The sequence below is a fragment of the Methylobacterium sp. B4 genome (genome assembly GCF_003201865.1).
Lineage (GTDB): Bacteria > Pseudomonadota > Alphaproteobacteria > Rhizobiales > Beijerinckiaceae > Methylobacterium.
In genome coordinates this window covers 1-16,048 of sequence record NZ_QJJJ01000035.1, presented here as the reverse complement: position 1 = coordinate 16,048, position 16,048 = coordinate 1, and the positions used below count along the sequence as shown (strand labels likewise).

General features: G+C 67.2%; 14 protein-coding genes. 8 read left to right on the top strand and 6 right to left on the bottom strand.

From position 1 onward, the window contains the following. Nucleotides 1-316: 316 nt before the first annotated feature. From BY998_RS22805 to BY998_RS22775, 6 genes are all read left to right on the top strand, one after another. The gene (locus tag BY998_RS22805) at nt 317-1,489 is read left to right on the top strand and encodes an alpha/beta fold hydrolase (RefSeq protein WP_110353998.1); all 1,173 of its coding nucleotides are present in this window, start codon (nt 317-319) and stop codon (nt 1,487-1,489) included. 42 nt (nt 1,490-1,531) lie between these two features. After that, complete coding sequence (locus tag BY998_RS22800; RefSeq protein ID WP_110353977.1) at nt 1,532-3,136, top strand: FAD-dependent monooxygenase; 1,605 nt, start codon at nt 1,532-1,534, stop codon at nt 3,134-3,136. A 57-nt stretch (nt 3,137-3,193) separates the two neighbouring features. Continuing rightward, nucleotides 3,194-4,681, top strand: a complete 1,488-nt coding sequence (locus BY998_RS22795) for an FAD-dependent monooxygenase (protein ID WP_110353976.1) — start codon at nt 3,194-3,196, stop codon at nt 4,679-4,681. Nucleotides 4,682-4,734: 53 nt separating this feature from the next. Continuing rightward, the gene (locus tag BY998_RS22790) at nt 4,735-4,962 is read left to right on the top strand and encodes a hypothetical protein (protein WP_110353997.1); all 228 of its coding nucleotides are present in this window, start codon (nt 4,735-4,737) and stop codon (nt 4,960-4,962) included. A 104-nt stretch (nt 4,963-5,066) separates the two neighbouring features. Continuing rightward, nucleotides 5,067-5,345, top strand: coding sequence for a hypothetical protein (locus BY998_RS22785; protein ID WP_110353975.1), 279 nt, complete (start codon nt 5,067-5,069; stop codon nt 5,343-5,345). 342 nt (nt 5,346-5,687) lie between these two features. After that, the gene (locus BY998_RS22775) at nt 5,688-6,563 is read left to right on the top strand and encodes an alpha/beta hydrolase (RefSeq protein WP_110353974.1); all 876 of its coding nucleotides are present in this window, start codon (nt 5,688-5,690) and stop codon (nt 6,561-6,563) included. A 220-nt stretch (nt 6,564-6,783) separates the two neighbouring features. Here BY998_RS22775 and BY998_RS22770 read toward each other — a convergent pair whose 3' ends face one another. Genes BY998_RS22770 through BY998_RS22760 form a run of 3 tightly spaced genes read right to left on the bottom strand, consistent with a single transcriptional unit; the run spans nt 6,784 to nt 9,431 of the window. Next, a complete protein-coding gene (locus tag BY998_RS22770; protein ID WP_110353996.1) occupies nt 6,784-7,848 on the bottom strand; it encodes an adenylate/guanylate cyclase domain-containing protein in 1,065 nt (354 codons plus the stop codon). Between the two features lie 52 nt (nt 7,849-7,900). Further along, nucleotides 7,901-8,383: a cytochrome P460 family protein gene (locus BY998_RS22765; protein WP_210205514.1), complete on the bottom strand. Its 483-nt coding sequence runs from the start codon at nt 8,381-8,383 to the stop codon at nt 7,901-7,903. Between the two features lie 22 nt (nt 8,384-8,405). Continuing rightward, a complete protein-coding gene (locus BY998_RS22760; RefSeq protein ID WP_110353972.1) occupies nt 8,406-9,431 on the bottom strand; it encodes an alpha/beta hydrolase in 1,026 nt (341 codons plus the stop codon). 376 nt (nt 9,432-9,807) lie between these two features. Here BY998_RS22760 and BY998_RS22755 point away from each other — a divergent pair, with 376 nt between their 5' ends. Continuing rightward, the gene (locus BY998_RS22755) at nt 9,808-11,409 is read left to right on the top strand and encodes an ABC-F family ATP-binding cassette domain-containing protein (RefSeq protein ID WP_110353971.1); all 1,602 of its coding nucleotides are present in this window, start codon (nt 9,808-9,810) and stop codon (nt 11,407-11,409) included. Between the two features lie 29 nt (nt 11,410-11,438). On the opposite strand, the gene BY998_RS22750 is transcribed toward BY998_RS22755, so the two are convergent. The 3 genes from BY998_RS22750 to BY998_RS22740 all read right to left on the bottom strand — a co-directional run bounded on the left by BY998_RS22750 (nt 11,439) and on the right by BY998_RS22740 (nt 14,441). After that, nucleotides 11,439-12,740, bottom strand: coding sequence for a HAMP domain-containing sensor histidine kinase (locus tag BY998_RS22750; protein ID WP_110353970.1), 1,302 nt, complete (start codon nt 12,738-12,740; stop codon nt 11,439-11,441). Then, nucleotides 12,737-13,480 (bottom strand): response regulator, encoded by a 744-nt coding sequence (locus BY998_RS22745; RefSeq protein ID WP_096483237.1) that lies wholly within the window; start codon nt 13,478-13,480, stop codon nt 12,737-12,739. Before BY998_RS22745 ends, BY998_RS22750 begins: the two co-directional genes overlap by 4 nt. 331 nt (nt 13,481-13,811) lie before the next feature. Continuing rightward, complete coding sequence (locus tag BY998_RS22740) at nt 13,812-14,441, bottom strand: tyrosine-type recombinase/integrase (RefSeq protein ID WP_110353995.1); 630 nt, start codon at nt 14,439-14,441, stop codon at nt 13,812-13,814. Between the two features lie 355 nt (nt 14,442-14,796). Between BY998_RS22740 and BY998_RS22735 the strand changes: the two genes are divergently transcribed. Continuing rightward, a complete protein-coding gene (locus BY998_RS22735; protein WP_110353969.1) occupies nt 14,797-15,699 on the top strand; it encodes an MBL fold metallo-hydrolase in 903 nt (300 codons plus the stop codon). Nucleotides 15,700-16,048 lie beyond the last annotated feature (349 nt).

The following is a 16,048-nucleotide window of genomic DNA, read 5'->3' as shown; positions in this document are numbered from 1 at the left end:
GCCCCGGTCGTTGGCGGGGCCCCTGGGGCCATTGCCGGAGCACACCCTATGTCGGGCCGTTGCCGGGCGGCTGGTACCAGACGCGGGGCGGAAGGGGCGATTGCCCACCGGGCTACTGGCGCGGGCCCTGGGGCCACTGCCGCAACACGCCCTACCATGGCCGCCTCCCGGGCGGCGGGTGGAAGTAGCGGCGGCACGAACAGCCTGAGCCCGAGGCTAGGCAAACTCCGCCCAGCCGACCAAATTACGACCGGAGGACGACGTGTTCGAAGTGTCGAAGCGGGTGCGGGCGTGGTTGGGCACAGAATGGCCTGTGATGCCGCGGACCGGCGCGTTCCGGCTCCTCGGGGCGCTCCTGCTCGCAGCAGGCCTATACGGACCGGCACCGACTGCCGAGGCGCGTCCGGCGCCCGGGACCAGAGCTGTTCCGGGCACTCTTCTCGACTACCAACCCCTTCCGAACGCGCCTGACGGCGCCACGGCCTACCGGGTGCTCTACCGCTCGACCGGCCTGCGCGGCGAGCCGATCGCCGTCTCGGGCGCCATCATCGTGCCGGAGGGGCCAGTGCCACCCGGCGGTCGCCCCATCGTGGCCTGGGCGCACCCGACCACCGGCGTCGTCGACAAATGCGCACCCTCGATCGCCCGCGTGCTCTACCGCTCGATCCAGGGCCTGAGCGAGATGCTGGCGCGCGGCTACATCGTGGCCGCCACGGACTATCCCGGCCTCGGTACGCCCGGTGTGCACCCCTACCTCGTCGGGATCAGCGAGGGACGCGCCGTGCTCGACTCGGTGCGGGCTGCCCGACAGCTCGCTGGGCCCGGAGGCGCCACGAACGCTTTCGCCGTCTGGGGTCACTCGCAGGGCGGTCACGCCGCGCTCTTCACCGGCATCCTGGCCGGCGGCTATGCGCCGGACCTAACACTTGTCGGCGTTGCGGCCGCGGCGCCGGCAACTGAACTCGCCACCCTGATGATGGCAGATCTCGACACCTCGGGCGGCAAGAACCTCACTGCCATGACCCTATGGTCGTGGTCGCAGGTGTACGGCGCGCCCATGACGAAGGTGGTCACGCCGGAAGCGCTGCCTGTCATCAACGAACTCGCCAACGACTGCATCGAGACGATCTTCGATGTGTTGGAGCGGCGCGGCCCGTCGAAGGCTCTCGACCGCAGCTTTCTCTCGGTCAACGACCTCGCCGATCGCGAACCCTGGCGCTCGCTGCTCGCCCGCAACACGCCCGGCACGCTGCCGCCGCGCATCCCGGTCTTCCTGGCGCAGGGCGCTGCCGACACCCTTGTGCTGCCGCGGGTGACGCAGGATTACCGGGCGCGCCTGTGCCGGGCCGGCAGCCGTGTCGAGTTCGACCTCGTGCCGGGCGTCGGGCATCTTTCCATCGCCAAGGACGCGGCACCGGCTGCCCTCGACTGGATTGGCGACCGCTTCGCCGGCGAGCCGGCACCGAGCAACTGCGGAGTGCAGCAGTAGCACCTGGGTTCGCGTCCGGGGACTGAGCGTGAGGAGGAGCCGATGGCGGAGGTCCTCGTGGTCGGAGCCGGTCCGGTCGGGCTGACGCTTGCCTGCGAACTGGCTCGGCACGGCGTGCGCCCCCGGATCATCGATTGTGCGCCACAGCCTTCGGCCTACTGCCGCGCCATCGGCGTCACGCCGCGCACGCTGGAGGTCTGGGATGACATGGGCATTGCCCGTGAGATGATCGATGCCGGCCTCTGGCTGACGGGCCTGCGCACCATCATCAATGGTCAGCGAACGCCCGAGGCAATCCCTCCCGACATGAGGGTACCCTATGCCTCTCTCGGCCTTCCGCAGTACGAGACTGAGCGCGTCCTCACCCGGCACCTTGCCCGCTTCGGCATCGCGATCGAGCGGGGCTCAGCCCTCTCTGCCCTGAGCCAGAACCCGGATGGGGTTACGGTCCGCATCGAGGGCAGAGGCGGACTGGCCGAGGAAGCCTGCTTCCACTACGTGGCCGGCTGCGATGGGGCGCACAGCGCGGTCCGGCGGCTGCTCGGGATCGGCTTCGAGGGTGCGGCGTATCCCTGGCCGTTCATGCTCGGCGACGTCCGGATCGATTGGGACGTGCCCTACGGCATGTCCGTACGCGCCCTTCGGCTGGTGGAGGGTGGCCCACCCGACATGTTCATCGCCATCCCGCTGCCGGAGCTCGGCCGCTACCGCGTCTCGATGCTCGCCGCCCCGCACCTCTTTTCGGCCAGCGGAACGGATCACGGCATTCAAGTCGAACTCACCGGGCCCTCACTGGCCGACCTGCAGGCGGTGGCCGACGAGCTCATGCCCGATCATGCACCGCTGTCCGACCTGCGCTGGTCCTCCGTCTACCGCATCAGCATGCGCCTGGCCGCCGCCTATCGCCAAGGCCGCTGCTTCATCGCGGGCGATGCCGCCCACATCCACCCGCCGACCGGTGGGCAGGGCATGAACACCGGCATCCAGGACGCCTACAACCTGGCCTGGAAGCTGGCACTGGTCCTGAAGGGCGCGAGCCCCGGCAGCCTTCTCGACAGCTACGAGAATGAGCGCCGCCCGGTCGGGGCGGAGGTGATCGCGCGGACTCACAAGGCGAGCGAGGGCTACGGCCGCGAGCGGGGCGGTGCACCCGACCGGGCCGCCGACGCACAGGTCTCTGTCTCCTACCGGGGAACGGACTGGGTCAAGGACGAGGCGGGCGAGCCGGACATTGCCGGACCCGCGGCCGGCGACCGCGCGCCGGACGTGATCGGTCTCGTGCGGCAGGGACTCGGCTTCCCGGTGCGCCTCTTCGACGTTCTGCGCGGCACGGAGCACATACTGGTGGTCCACCTGAACGGAGCTTGCGAGCGCGCAACGGTGCAGGACATCTCCGATTGGATGCAGCACCAAGGATACCTGCTCCAGGATCACCTGCGCGTCGTCGTGGTCACGAGCGACGTGGCGGGCCACGCGCTTCCGGGGACCGAGCTACTCGCAGACCCCGGGAGAACGTTCGCCGAGGCGTATGGAGGTCAGGTGATGACCTATCTCGTACGGCCCGACGGGCATCTCGGCTGGCGTGGTCGCTCGTGGCGGGAGGCTGGTCTTCAGGACCATCTCGGGAGGCTGTTCCCGAAAGCCTGAGCCGGCTTTGTGCGGACATCTGACGCGCGACGACCGTGCAGCATAAGAGGGGGCTAGATGACAGACGTACTCATCGTCGGTGCCGGGCCCGTGGGTCTGACCATGGGAGCCGAGCTCGTCCGCTACGGCGTCGGCGTGCGCCTGATTGATCGCGCTCCGCACGCCACCGAGACCTCGAAGGCCCTGGTCGTCTGGTCGCGCACGCTTGAACTCATGGACCGCATGGGCTGCACCCAAGCATTCGTGGATGCGGGACTGCGTGCCCCCGGCGCCTCAATCCGCAGCGGTGGGAAGGTCCTCGGCAATCCCCGCTTCGCCGACATCGCCAGCGCCTACAACTTCGCCCTGATGATCCCGCAGCGGGAGACCGAGCGGCTCCTCGCCGCGCACCTTCGGTCCTTCGGCGTCGAGGTCGAGCGGCAGGTGGAGCTGGTCGGCTTCGATGAGGCGGCGGACGGCGTCGAGGTGTGCCTCAGGCATGCCAACGGGCGTGAGGAGACGCTGCGGACGCCATGGCTGATCGGCTGCGACGGCGCCCACAGCACCGTGCGGCACGGGCTCGGCCTTGCGTTCGAGGGGGCAGCCCAGGGCGACGACTGGTTGCTCGCCGATGTGCGTCTCGACGGTTCGAGTGCACCGCCACCGGACGAGATCGCGACCTACCTGCATCGCGACGGCCCATTCGTGATCTTCCCGATCCCGAGCGGGCGGGCGCGCGTCGTCGCCACGGTCGGCAGGACGGATGCGGCGCATCCGCGGCCTGACCCCACCCTGGACGATGTGCAGGCTCTCATCGACCAGCGCGCCGGCGGCTTCTGCGCATCCGATCCGGTCTGGCTGACGAACTTCCGAATCAACGAGCGCAAGGTGGCCGAGTACCGGCACGGGCGCGTCTTCCTCGCCGGCGACGCGGCACACATCCACAGCCCCGCCGGTGGTCAGGGCATGAATACCGGCATGCAAGACGCGGTGAACCTCGCTTGGAAGCTGGCGATGGTAGTCCATGGGCAGGCCGGCACGTCCCTGCTCGACAGCTACAGCCCTGAGCGGAGTGCCGTCGGCGATCTGGTGCTACGCAACGCCGGCCGGCTCACCGACATGGCGACGCTGTCGAACCCGGCGGCCCAGGCGGCGCGCAACCTCGCCCTGCGCTTCCTGCTCGGTCTGCACACCGTCCGCGACCGCATGGCGACGCAGATGAGTGAGATCGAGATCGCCTATGCCAACAGTCCACTGTCGGAGGGGGCGAGGTCCGGCGTACGCTGGGATCCCGAGACCTATGGGGGACCGCCACCGGGCGCAGGAGGCGAGCCACGCTTCGTCCTTTACGCCGCCGACGCGGCGCGCGGGGCCGCGTTGACGGGGCGCTTCCCCGGCCTGCTGGAAACGACACCGCGGTCGCCGCCGGACGCGTCCGGGTTCTTCCTCGTCCGGCCTGACGGCTACGTCGGTCTGTCGGCGGGAGAAACCGGCTGGGACGACGCGGAGCGGTATCTTAGGGCGCTCCAGCAGAGTGCCGGACGCACGGGAGGGCATGCATCGTGACGATACTGAACCCCAACCCCCTGGCCCTCGCGCTACTCGGCACAGGCCTCGTCATGGTGGACGCGGCGACGGCGCAAACCTCGCGAGAGATTCCGATCCGGCGCGACCTTGATGTCGAGCGCCGTCTCGACCGGAACGCACCGCCAGCGACCGATCCGAACGTGTCCCCCGACAACCCGGACGGTGTTGTCGGCTTCGACGGGCCGCCAGGTATACCGGAAAACAACATAGACGCCGGGCCGCTTCCGCCCGGCTCTCCAGCCGATGCGGACATCAAATGATGCTGCGCGTTCCTCGGCACTTCACAGGTCCACCGCCGACGCTGCCCGCCGATCAACGGGCATAGCTTCGGCGGTCCTCTCATTGGCAACCGGAGAAGACAAAGATGGGTACCGAGAAGATGAACCGCCGCCAGCTAGTCGCCGTCGCCGCAGGCGCCGTTGCGGCCGGCGCGACGATGGGAGCGACAGGCGCCGAAGCCTACCAGGGCAACATGGAACGGGCCTTGTCATCCCTGTTCGATGCTTTGGCGTCGCTGCGTGAGGGTTCTTCAAACAAGGGCGGTCACCGCGTCAAGGCGATGGCCCTGGTGCAGCAGGCCATCGAGCAGACGCAAGCTGGGATCGAGTTCGCCGACGAGCATGGCGGCGGCGGAGCGCGGTAGCGGCTGACCTGCGACGGGCGAGCGAGGAAGGGCGTCTCGTTCTATCGCGAGCCGACGGCCGAAGCGGCTTGGGAGCGGTTCGCCGGCGGATATGGCCCGACCAAGGCCCTGGCGGCGAGCCTCGACGAGGATCGGCGGGCCGCTCTGCGCCGCGACTTCATCGCTTTCCATGCTCAGTTCTCAACGCCGCTCGGTATCTGCGTTCCCCGTGGGTACTGGGTCACGCGTGGCATTCGCCGCTAGTCTGAGCCTGGCTGGGCCGCCGTGAAGAACGGCCTCGCTACGATACCCCGCAACTTATCGCCTCGATCCAGAGCATCACACCTGCGCAGGGAGGCTGGTATGAAGCGTTGCGCGATCCTCACTTTGGCAGTGTTCGCAATCGGCCCGGCATTGGCCGACCCGGTGGAGCTCGCGGTCTTTCGAGACCTATTGCGGCCTTCGCCTACCCTGCAGCTCTCCTACGGTGGGGCCCCCTCTCAAGGCATCGATGTGTTCCTGCCCGCCGGCCCTGGCCCACACCCAGTCGCGGTTATCATCCATGGCGGTTGCTGGAGCGCTACCACCGCCGGGCGCGAGCAAATGCGTCACCTGGGCCCAGATCTGACGCGTCGCGGCGTTGCCGTGTGGAGCATCGGCTACCGGCGTGCCAACGAGGCCGGTGGCGGCTATCCCGGGACTTATCAAGATGTGGGCGCCGCTCTGGACCGGCTCGCTGAAGAGGCAGGAGCCCATGACCTGGACCTCTCGCGAGTGGTGTTCGTGGGTCATTCGGCGGGTGGTCATCTCGCCCTCTGGGCGGCCTCGCGCGGCTCACTTCCCGCCACCAGCCCTTCTCAAGCGATAACTCGGCTCGTTCCGCGGGCGGTGATTAGCCTAGGCGGTGTGGGCGATCTTGCGACGTTCGCGCGGTTCGTCCCTGTGCTCTGCGGCCCGGGCATTGTCGAGCGGCTCGCCCCAGCAGACAAGCTATCCGAGGTCTCACCCGCAGCCCTCCCGCCGGCAGGGGTGCCGATCTTTCTGGTCAGCGGCGTTCTGGATCGGCTCACGCCACCATGGGTCGCCTACGATTATGCCCGCGCCGTTCAAGGGAGGTCTGGAGGTGCGCCGCAACTCGTCAACGTCCCGGATGCCGGACACTTCGACCTAGTCACGCCGTCGGCATCTGCTTGGCAGGAGGTGCGTGGTCTCATCGAGGCATCCTTGAATTTGAAGTAGGTTGCCGTCAGACCGCTCGATCTCACCAATTCACATGCCACTTGTTCAGCCACGCGCCACTTCCAGACCTTCGCCCCAAGCCGGGAAGCGGATTTTGCGCATAGGTTGTGCGAACGGTCGGACCATCATGATGGCGCCATAGTCAAAGACCGCGCCCACCGACTGGAGGAGTTATCGTAGAGATTTTTCCGGTCGACCGTTGCGAAATGTGGGGCTTGGGTCAGCCCGTTTCGGCACCGTGCCTCGCAGAGGCCTGCGACGTGGAACTCAGCCCGAAGCCATTGTGAACGGCTGCGATGCGAAGTGGCTCATGGCGTCCACGGACAGTACGCGAGCCCAGATCCTCGACGATGATGCCGCTTGGCAGCGTACCGAGCCGATCAAGCAAGTCGCCCGAGATGAGGATCGAGACGCCGAGTTCCTTCGCGACAGATTCAAGACGGCTCGTGGTGTTCAGCGTGTCACCGAAATACGCAATCTTGTGTCGTTCGAGCCCGATTTCAGCGGTCACGACCGAGCCGCAGTGAAGTACGGCGCGGAAGCCCGGTACTTGGCCGAACTCTGCCACCCAGCGCTCGGCGTCGTCGGCGATCACCTGTGCGAAATCGAAAACGCACCGTAGACACGCTGAATCCTGCGTTCCTCGCTTCATCGTCCAGCTCACGAGGGCCATGTCCCCGACGTAATCGTCGATGGAGCCGCGCGAGCGGTGTACCGGCAAGGCGAGCGCGCTGAAGATCGCGCCAAGATAGCGCTGAGCCGCCAAGTCGCCGTGCTGCTCAGCGAAGCGAGTCGAGCCTGCAACGTCGAGGAAGAGAAAGATGCGATCCTCGCTGATCGGTCGATGGTAGCGCCCGATCAGCAGGTTCGCGAAGACGCGGGGCCCGATCAGATCCCGGACGCGGAAGACGAAGGCCGACAAAGCGGAAATTCCGAGGGCGTAAGCGAGGCCAGCATCCGTCATCAGCATCGCGACGCGGGGGTTCGGCATGTAGCCGAACGCGTGGTGCAGAATCGTACCGGCACCGGCATTCCCGGCCGCGATCATCGCGATGTAGGTGGTGAGCGTCGCCGCCACAAAGATGGGAGTCGCAGCTCGTCGGATCAGGTCACGCCAAGCCTGGAACAGCAGGCCACGCTCGTACAGGAGGACGGGCGCGCCGATAAAGGCGCCGCGAATGCCGGAGACCAGCAGCTCGACATCGAAGATGAGACCGTAGAGCAGGCCCGCCAGCATTCCTATGACGGGTGCCACGATCCAGAAGCCGGCTCGGAACGGAGGCATGAGGCCATGGTATACCAAGCCGCCGGACTGGACACGTCCGGCGGTCGGGGCGTCAGTGGGCATAGCGCGTGAAGACGTAGTCGCGGTCCTTCACGCGGGCCTCGTGACAGGCGAAGCAGGTCTGGTGCTGAGCCTCGTCGACCGGCTTGCCGTCGACGAAGCGTCCGAATCCCCACCCGCCCGTCTTCGCATAGCGTTGGGCGTCCTTCACCATCACCTGCACGGTGGTGGCCCGGCCCGGCACGGTGGCCGGCTCGAACTCGGGCGAGGGCACGTGTTGCCAAGCGAGCTTCACCAGGACCGTCCCATCGGGAAACGGCAGGGTACCGCTGGTGTAGGCCTTCACCGCGACGTCGTTGCCGACGACAGCGCGCAACTCGTTGAGCGGCTCCCCCTCCAGAGCAGGGGCGATGAGCTGCCAGGCCCGGTAACCGTCCGGGACGGTGACTCCGAAGATCGGCGAGGCCGGCTTGCCGGCTTCCTGAGCGGTCGCCGTGAGCGCGAGTCCCAGGGCGAGGGCGGCGGTTGGGATCAACATACGCCGGCGCGGGCGGAGATCAGAAACCATCGACATCAATCACCGCCTGAGCGAAAGCCTGCGGTGCCTCTTGCGGGAGATTGTGCCCGATGCCACCGCTGATCAGGCGGTGCTCGTAGCGGCCCGTGAACTTCTTGGCATAGGTCGCGGGCTCGGGGTGCGGCGCCCCGTTCGCGTCGCCCTCCATGGTGATCGTCGGGACGGCAATGGTCGGGAAGGCCGCCAGTTTGCGCTCGGTCTCGTCGAAGCGGGCCTCACCCTCCGCAAGCTTCAGACGCCAGCGATAGTTGTGGATCGAGACCGCGACGTGGTCGGGGTTCTCGAAAGCCTGGGCCGAACGGGCGAAGGTGTCGTCGCTGAACTGCCATTTAGGTGAGGCAAGCTGCCAGATCAGTCGGGCGAAGTCCTTCGTGTAGCGCGCGTAACCCTCGCGGCCCCGCTCGGTTGCGAAGTAGAACTGGTACCACCATTGCAGCTCGGCTCTGGGCGGCAACGGCATCGCGTTCGCGGCTTGGCTGCCGATCAGGTAGCCACTGACAGAGACCAAGCCCCTGCAGCGCTCGGGCCAGAGCGCAGCCAAGATGCAGGCGGTGCGCGCGCCCCAGTCGTAGCCTGCGACGAGCGCCGTCTCGATTTTCAGCGCGTTCAGGAACTCTAGTGCGTCGTTGGCGAGGGCGGCCTGCTGGCCGTTGCGCGGCGTGGTGTCCGAGAGGAAGCGCGTCGCACCATAGCCGCGGAGGTAAGGGATCAGGACGCGATAGCCCGCGGCGGCGAGGACCGGAGCGACGTCGACGTAGCTATGGATGTCGTAGGGCCAGCCGTGGAGAAGCAGGACCGGTTGCCCGGTCGGGGGCCCGGCCTCGACGTAGGCGATGGTCAGGTCGCTGGTGACGATCTGCTTCAAAGGCCCGAAGGACGCCTGCGAGGCCGCCGGACCGGCCGGCTGCGCGGCCACCGCTTCCGCCGCCATGGCCGGTCCCGTCACCAGGAGAGCGCCAGCGGTCTTCATCCAGTGCCGACGCGTCAAGTGACTCTGCTCGGGCATGTCATGATTCTCCTTGATGACATTCACGCTGTGATGGTGCGGATGTCGCGATGGATGAGGACGCGGCGTGTCTCCTCTGTGTGCCTCGGGGCGGCCCAATGTGAGGATCTGTATGCCCGGCCGAGGCTCGATACAGAGGCTTACAAAGTGCTGGGTCGCGAGATGAGCGTATGCTCATGCGATGTTCCGCGGGCCTCGTCCCGGACTGTGGCGGACCCCACCCTGTCGTCCCCGGCCAGCTCGGCGCCCGCGCGAAATGATGGACGCCCGGCCCCGGTCGAGGTTATTGAAGGGCCGCCGGATGGAGCCGCGACGCCGATGAGACTGTCCCTGACCGCAATGCCGAACCGCCTTGCCGCCAGGGATCTCTCACCGCATGCCAGCGCATCTCTCCCTTCTGAACATCACGTGGACCGCGCCTGACGGGCGCACCGTCCTCTCCGACATCAGCGCCGGCTTCGCGCAGGAGCGAACCGGCATCGTCGGCTGGAACGGCGCCGGGAAGAGCACATTCCTGAACCTCGTGGCCGGTCGCCTGAGGCCGACAAGTGGCAGCATCATCGTCGAGGGTACGGTGGCGTTGTTGCGCCAGTTCGCGAGCATCCCGCCTACCGAGACGGTTGCCGATCTCTTCGGTGCGACCGCCAAGCTGGCACTGCTGCGTCGCGCCGAGATCGGTGCTGCCACGGCCGACGAGCTCGCCGAGGCCGACTGGACTCTGGAGGAGCGCCTCACGGAGGCCCTGGACCGGATGGGTGTACCGGTGAGCCCCGCGACACGTCTGTGTTGCCTCTCCGGCGGGCAGCGCGCTCGCGCGGCACTCGCGGCGGCGATGTTTGCAGGACCGGATTTCCTGCTGCTTGACGAACCGACCAACGACCTTGATCGCGAAGGGCGGTCCGCCGTGTGCGCAGCTCTGCGGAACTGGCGCGGGGGGGCAATCGTGGTCAGCCACGACCGATCCTTGCTCGACGCCATGGACGCCATCGTGGAGCTCGGACCCTCCGGGGTGAGCCGCTATCCGGGGAACTTCGACGCGTATCTGGAGGCCAAGGCGGTTCGGATCGCTGCGGCTGAGCATGACCTCGCTGTGGCCGAGAAGCGAACGGCGGACCTTGCACGAAGGACCCGGGAGACCGTCGAACGCCAGCAGCAGCGCGATGCGGCCGGACATCGCCGGGGTGCCCGCGGCGACCTTCCCCGGATCCTCGTCGGCGCCCGCCGAGACAATGCGGAGAAGACGGCCGGCGGCAGTGCACGCGCGGCGGAGCGACTGCGTTCCGAGGCTCACCAGAAGCTTGAGGACGCCCGCAGCCGGATCGAGGCCGTGAAGGCAGTCTCAGTCACGGTCCCGTCCTGCGGCCTCCACGCTGCGAAGTCCGTCGTGTCGATCGAGCGGGCGACCGTCGGCCATCGGCCGGGTCAGCCCATTCTGGAGGATGTGTCGCTTTCCGTGACCGGACCGGAGCGCATCGCGATCTCCGGGCGCAACGGGGCGGGGAAGTCGACGCTCCTTGACCTCATCGAGGGCCGCCTCAGCCCCTGGTCGGGGCGGGTGTCGGTCGGCGTGCGCACGGCACACCTCGACCAGGGTCTCACCGCCCTCGACCATAACCAGACCGTGGTGGAGAACTTCGCCCGCCTCAATCCGGAGGAAGGTGCGAACGGATGCCGGGCGGCCCTGGCGCGCTTCCAGTTCAGGTCTGCCGCCGCGGATCGGCCTGTCTCGGCGTTGAGCGGCGGTCAGCAGGTTCGAGCCGCCCTGGCCTGTGTGCTCGGCAATGCGGTCCCGCCGCAACTCCTGCTTCTCGACGAGCCGACCAATCACCTCGACCTCGAAGCCGTCGAGGCGGTCGAGGCCGGGCTCGCTTCCTATGACGGCGCTCTTCTGGTCGTCAGTCACGACGAGGCTTTTCTCCGCTCGCTGGGCATCACGCGGTGGCTCCCCCTCGACGATCTCGCCGACAAGTCCGGTTGATCGGTCGTGCAAGCCGCGCCGGACCCGCGTCACGAGAGCGTGACGGCCGCCTCCAGGCCGCCGCCCGGGCGGTTGCTGAGCCTGAGCCGTCCGCCGATCGCGGCGGCAAGCTGATCGGCGATGGCGAGGCCGAGTCCGGTGCCGCCGGTCTCACGGCTGCGCGATCCCTCCAGCCGGACGAAGGGAAGCAGCACGGCATCGAGCTTGTCCGCGGGGATGCCGGGTCCACGATCCAGCACCGCGATGGTGATCCTGCCCTGGACGACCTGCAGATCGAGCTCTGCCCGGTTGGCATATCGGATCGCGTTGTCGATCAGGTTCGTCAGGATCCGGCGCAGGGCTTGCGGGCGCGTCACGATCGTCACCTCCGGCAGGACGGAGACAGCGACGTCGCACGCTGTGTCCTGGTAGTCGAAGGCGATGCTCTCGAGAAAGGCGCGCAGATCGAGGCGGGTGGGTGGCTCGACGTCTCCGTGCACGCTGCGGGCGTAGGCAATCCCCTCGCGGACGAGCGTCTCGATCGCCTCGAGATCGCCGAGGATCCGGTCCTGTTCGGGGCCCTCGACGCCTGTCTCCACGCGCAACCGCATCCGGGTGATCGGTGTCTGGAGATCGTGGGAGATCGCCGCGAGGATGCGGACGCGTTCGTCGAGGTGGCGGGACACCCGCTCCTGCATCGCGTTGAGGGCTCGCGCGGCGCGCGCGACCTCATCGGGCCCTGCCTCCGCGAAAGGCGTGGCCGGTCGCCCCGGCTCCAGCGCGTCGGCGGCCTGCGCGAAGCGCGTCAGTGGTCGGACGGCGAGCCGCACGGCGAACCAGACACAGGCGACGAGCACGAGCAGCTGCAGGGCCAGCGCGACGGGCAGCCACGATGCCACGGGCCGCAGGGTCGGCTGGACCGCGATGATGAGGGCCGAGCCGTCACTCAGGGCGACGTGCCCCTGCAGTCGCACCGGCGACCCGGACACCGCATCGAACCGAACGGGGAAGCGCGGCTCCAACGCGGCGCGTATCTCGTCCGCGATCATCGTCAGACGGGACGAGAGCGCCGCAGTCCCCGGCGAACCGGAGCCGAGCGCGAAGCGATAGGTCGGCCTTTCGAGGAGCGGGAGCCATTCGGACCGCTCGGCGGCCGGCAGGCGATCGAGCAGTGCCACTGCGACGGCGACGTCGCGCTGGAGCGTCGTCAGCATGACGCTGCGCGCCGTCTGGTCCCGCTCGGCTCTCGTGACCGCAAACGAGAGCAGCTGAGCGCTCAATAGACCTGCGAGCAGGATCAGGAACAGGCGGCCCCGCAGGCTGCCCGGCCAAACCAGAAGGGGTGCCATCATCCCTCGCGCGCCTGCGCGATGGTAATGGGCATGGCAAAGACATAGCCTTCGCTACGCACCGTCTTGATGTAGGCGGGCTCGCGGGCATCGTCCTTCAGCCGCTGCCGCAGGCGGCTGACGAGCAGGTCGACGGATCGGTCGAACAGTTCGGCATCACGGCCCTGTGTCAGGTTGAGCAACTGGTCGCGCGACAGGACCCGCTGCGGGTGATCGAGCAGCACGCGCAGAAGCCGGTACTCCGCGCCGCTGAGGGGGACGACCGTTCCTGTCGCATCGATCAGGTGACGGGCGGTGGTGTCGAGCTGCCACGCCCCGAAGGCAAGAAGCCGGCCTGCCTCGGTCACCTGGAGGTTGGGAGGCAGCATCCGGGTACGGCGGAGCACAGCCTTGATCCGCGCGAGGAGTTCCCGGGCCGCGAACGGCTTCACCAGGTAATCGTCCGCACCCATCTCCAGGCCAACGATCCGGTCCGTCTCGTCGCTGCGGGCGGTCAGCATCAGGACCGGGGTGGCCTTGTGCCTGCCCGAGCGCAGCTCTCGGCACAGGACGAGACCGTCATCGCCCGGCATCATGATGTCGAGCACGACGAGGTCGACCCGGTCGGCGTCAAGGAACGCGCGCATCTGCCGCCCGTCCGCGGCCAGCGTCACGCGGAGGCCGTTTTTCCTAAGGTAGTTCGACAGCAAGTCGCGGATTTCTCGGTCGTCGTCGACGATCAGGACATGGTCGATGTGATCCACGGTCAGCCCCCAGCGTGCTTCATCGGATAGCGCGATGGGTGCCCGCGGGCGAGCCAGTCTTCGTAACACAGTGTAGCGGCACGGCGCTGCGTGCCTGGTCCGACGTGACCGTCGTGCTGGGCTTGCGTGGGCAGGGCAGAGTTCCACAGGGATCTGCTCCCTACAGACGTGAGCAAGCGGACAGTCCACTTCCGTCCGACATCAGTCGCCTGGGCAACCCATCAGACTGTCGTGAAGCGGACCTTCTCAGCGCCTGCTTTGGGTCATTCGGCACCCTGGGGTGCGACCATCCTATTGGTACACCGCGGCCATTTCGGCCGCGGTGCCCGGTTCAGATTTCGGTCTGCTCCGAGAGGATCAGCGCGTCGTCAACCTCAATGCCGAGGTAGCGAACCGTGCTCTCCAACTTGGTATGGCCGAGGAGCAGCTGGCAGGCTCGGATGTTGCCGGTGCGTTTGTAGACCAGCGCGACCTTTGTACGGCGTAGGCTGTGTGTGCCAAAGCCCAATGGGTCCAGACCGATCAGGGCAACCCAGCGGTCGACCAGTCGACTATAGTGCCGCGTCGTGAGATGCTCTCCATGTCGGCTGCGGCTCGGAAACAGCCAGTCGCCGGTTTTCAATCTGCGCGCAGCCAGCCAAGCCGCGAGAGCCTCGCGCGTCGGCTCGGTGATCTCGAACGGGACCGGCCTGCCGGTCTTGCGCTGGCACACCGTGGCTCGGAGACGCACGCTATCACCCAAGTGGATGTCGCTCACGCGCAGGCCGACGAGATCACACCCGCGCAGCTTGCTATCGACGGCAAGGTTGAACAGGGCGAGGTCTCGCGTGCGGTTGGCGAGCTGTAGGCGCGTGCGCAGGGCCCAGATGTGCTTCGGCTTCAGCGGCGGTTTGGGTCCGACGATACTCCCGCGGTTCCAGGGAACACGCGTGCTGGTAGCAACGGTAACGACTTCGGGCATGACAGGCTCCTGGGTTGAGGAGCTCGTCATGAGGAACCCGATGCTGCCACTGATCCTAATGTCGAATGACGGCTCCCTGCAGACAAGCCGGCATTAGCGTCGCCGGGCCTGGACCGCTGCTCCCGACCCATTGCGGACCCCAGAAACTTCCGCTCCGGGCAGATCACGGAGTAACGATCTTTCATGGGCGATAAGTTCGCCTTCCTATCGCCCATGTCACACCTGCCGACCCAACCTCGTCCTTGTGACATGACGCGCGTTTTATGATCCAGACAAACCAAATGCACGCGCGTCCCACGAAAGGGATGACGATGTCGACTGTAGCACCTGCCAATACCGGACGAACCGATCCGGGATATGCTGGACCTTCGCGTGGGGGGGTGAGGAGTTGGTGCCCTCGCGCTACGCAGTGCGGATCGGCAAGATCGACGTGCTGGTCGTCAGCGATGGAGTGCTGCCGCTCCCGACCAAGATGTTGGGACACAACGTCGAACCGGCCGTAAGGGCGACGTGGCTGAACAATATGTTCCTGCCGCCGGATGCGTTCGACTGGTCGCTGAACGCGGTTCTGGTCCGCAGTGGCGGCCAGACCATCCTCATTGACGCCGGGTTGGGGTTGGATCCGAACCTGAACCTGCCGCGGGCCGGGCAACTAGTCAGGCGTTTGCAGGCCGCTGGCATCGATCTCGCGTCTGTGACCGACGTGGTGCTAACCCACATGCACATGGACCATGTCGGCGGGCTCCTCGTCGACGGAGTGAAGGAGCGGCTGCGCCCGGACCTGAAGATCCACGTAGCGGCTGCCGAGGTCAAATTCTGGGAAGCGCCCGACTTTACTCACGTCAACATGCCACAGGGCTTCCCTGATGCGCTCCGGACCGTCGCCAAGCGGTTCGCGCAAGAGTATCGCGGCCAGTTGCGGCTGTTCGACGAGGAGCATAAGGTCGCGCCGGGGGTGATCGTCCAACGCACCGGCGGCCACACACCCGGGCACAGCGTGGTCCGCCTCGCATCCGGCGGCGACCGCCTGACATTCGCTGGCGATGCCGTGTTCACGGTCGGGTTCGAGCACCCCGACTGGCACAACGGCTTCGAACACGATCCCGAGGAGGCAGCTCGCGTCCGCGTCCGGCTCCTGGGTGACCTGGCGGCGACCGGTGAGCAGTTGATCGCCACGCACCTGCCGTTCCCGTCCGTCGGTCGGGTTGCGGTCGATGGCAACGCTTTTCGGTGGGTTCCCGTGTTCTGGGACTACTGAGCGCATGGGCCCGTGCTAACCCGGTCTTCGGTTGAACCCGGGATTCGCGTACGGGTTGCTCATCTACAATCGTTCATCCTCGGGATCTGTCCCGAGGATGCGCTTGCGTGGAATCGCACGCTGTCCCGGCTGGTTCGAACCTGAACGGCTTCTTTCGGGGCCGCCCTGCCCCGAGCATGCCACAAGCCAGGCGTGTCAATCGGCGTCCAATTGGGGGGCTGGCGCACTCTCGATGCAGTGTGGCTCACCGGTGCGGTCGTGTCCCGGATGGTGGTGTAGCTGAGGGGTGGTCATCGGCGGTTGCCGGGTAGGGTCGGGTTGCGACGACCAACCTCGAACCCGAGAGACC

What these genes read in the sequence shown, in the direction of transcription:
- BY998_RS22805 (WP_110353998.1), top strand. Translation starts at nt 317, where the DNA reads ATGCCGCGGACCGGCGCGTTCCGGCTCCTCGGGGCGCTCCTGCTCGCA.
- BY998_RS22800 (WP_110353977.1), top strand. Translation starts at nt 1,532, where the DNA reads ATGGCGGAGGTCCTCGTGGTCGGAGCCGGTCCGGTCGGGCTGACGCTT.
- BY998_RS22795 (WP_110353976.1), top strand. Translation starts at nt 3,194, where the DNA reads ATGACAGACGTACTCATCGTCGGTGCCGGGCCCGTGGGTCTGACCATG.
- BY998_RS22790 (WP_110353997.1), top strand. Translation starts at nt 4,735, where the DNA reads ATGGTGGACGCGGCGACGGCGCAAACCTCGCGAGAGATTCCGATCCGG.
- BY998_RS22785 (WP_110353975.1), top strand. Translation starts at nt 5,067, where the DNA reads ATGGGTACCGAGAAGATGAACCGCCGCCAGCTAGTCGCCGTCGCCGCA.
- BY998_RS22775 (WP_110353974.1), top strand. Translation starts at nt 5,688, where the DNA reads ATGAAGCGTTGCGCGATCCTCACTTTGGCAGTGTTCGCAATCGGCCCG.
- BY998_RS22770 (WP_110353996.1), bottom strand. Translation starts at nt 7,848, where the DNA reads ATGCCTCCGTTCCGAGCCGGCTTCTGGATCGTGGCACCCGTCATAGGA.
- BY998_RS22760 (WP_110353972.1), bottom strand. Translation starts at nt 9,431, where the DNA reads ATGCCCGAGCAGAGTCACTTGACGCGTCGGCACTGGATGAAGACCGCT.
- BY998_RS22755 (WP_110353971.1), top strand. Translation starts at nt 9,808, where the DNA reads ATGCCAGCGCATCTCTCCCTTCTGAACATCACGTGGACCGCGCCTGAC.
- BY998_RS22750 (WP_110353970.1), bottom strand. Translation starts at nt 12,740, where the DNA reads ATGATGGCACCCCTTCTGGTTTGGCCGGGCAGCCTGCGGGGCCGCCTG.
- BY998_RS22740 (WP_110353995.1), bottom strand. Translation starts at nt 14,441, where the DNA reads ATGCCCGAAGTCGTTACCGTTGCTACCAGCACGCGTGTTCCCTGGAAC.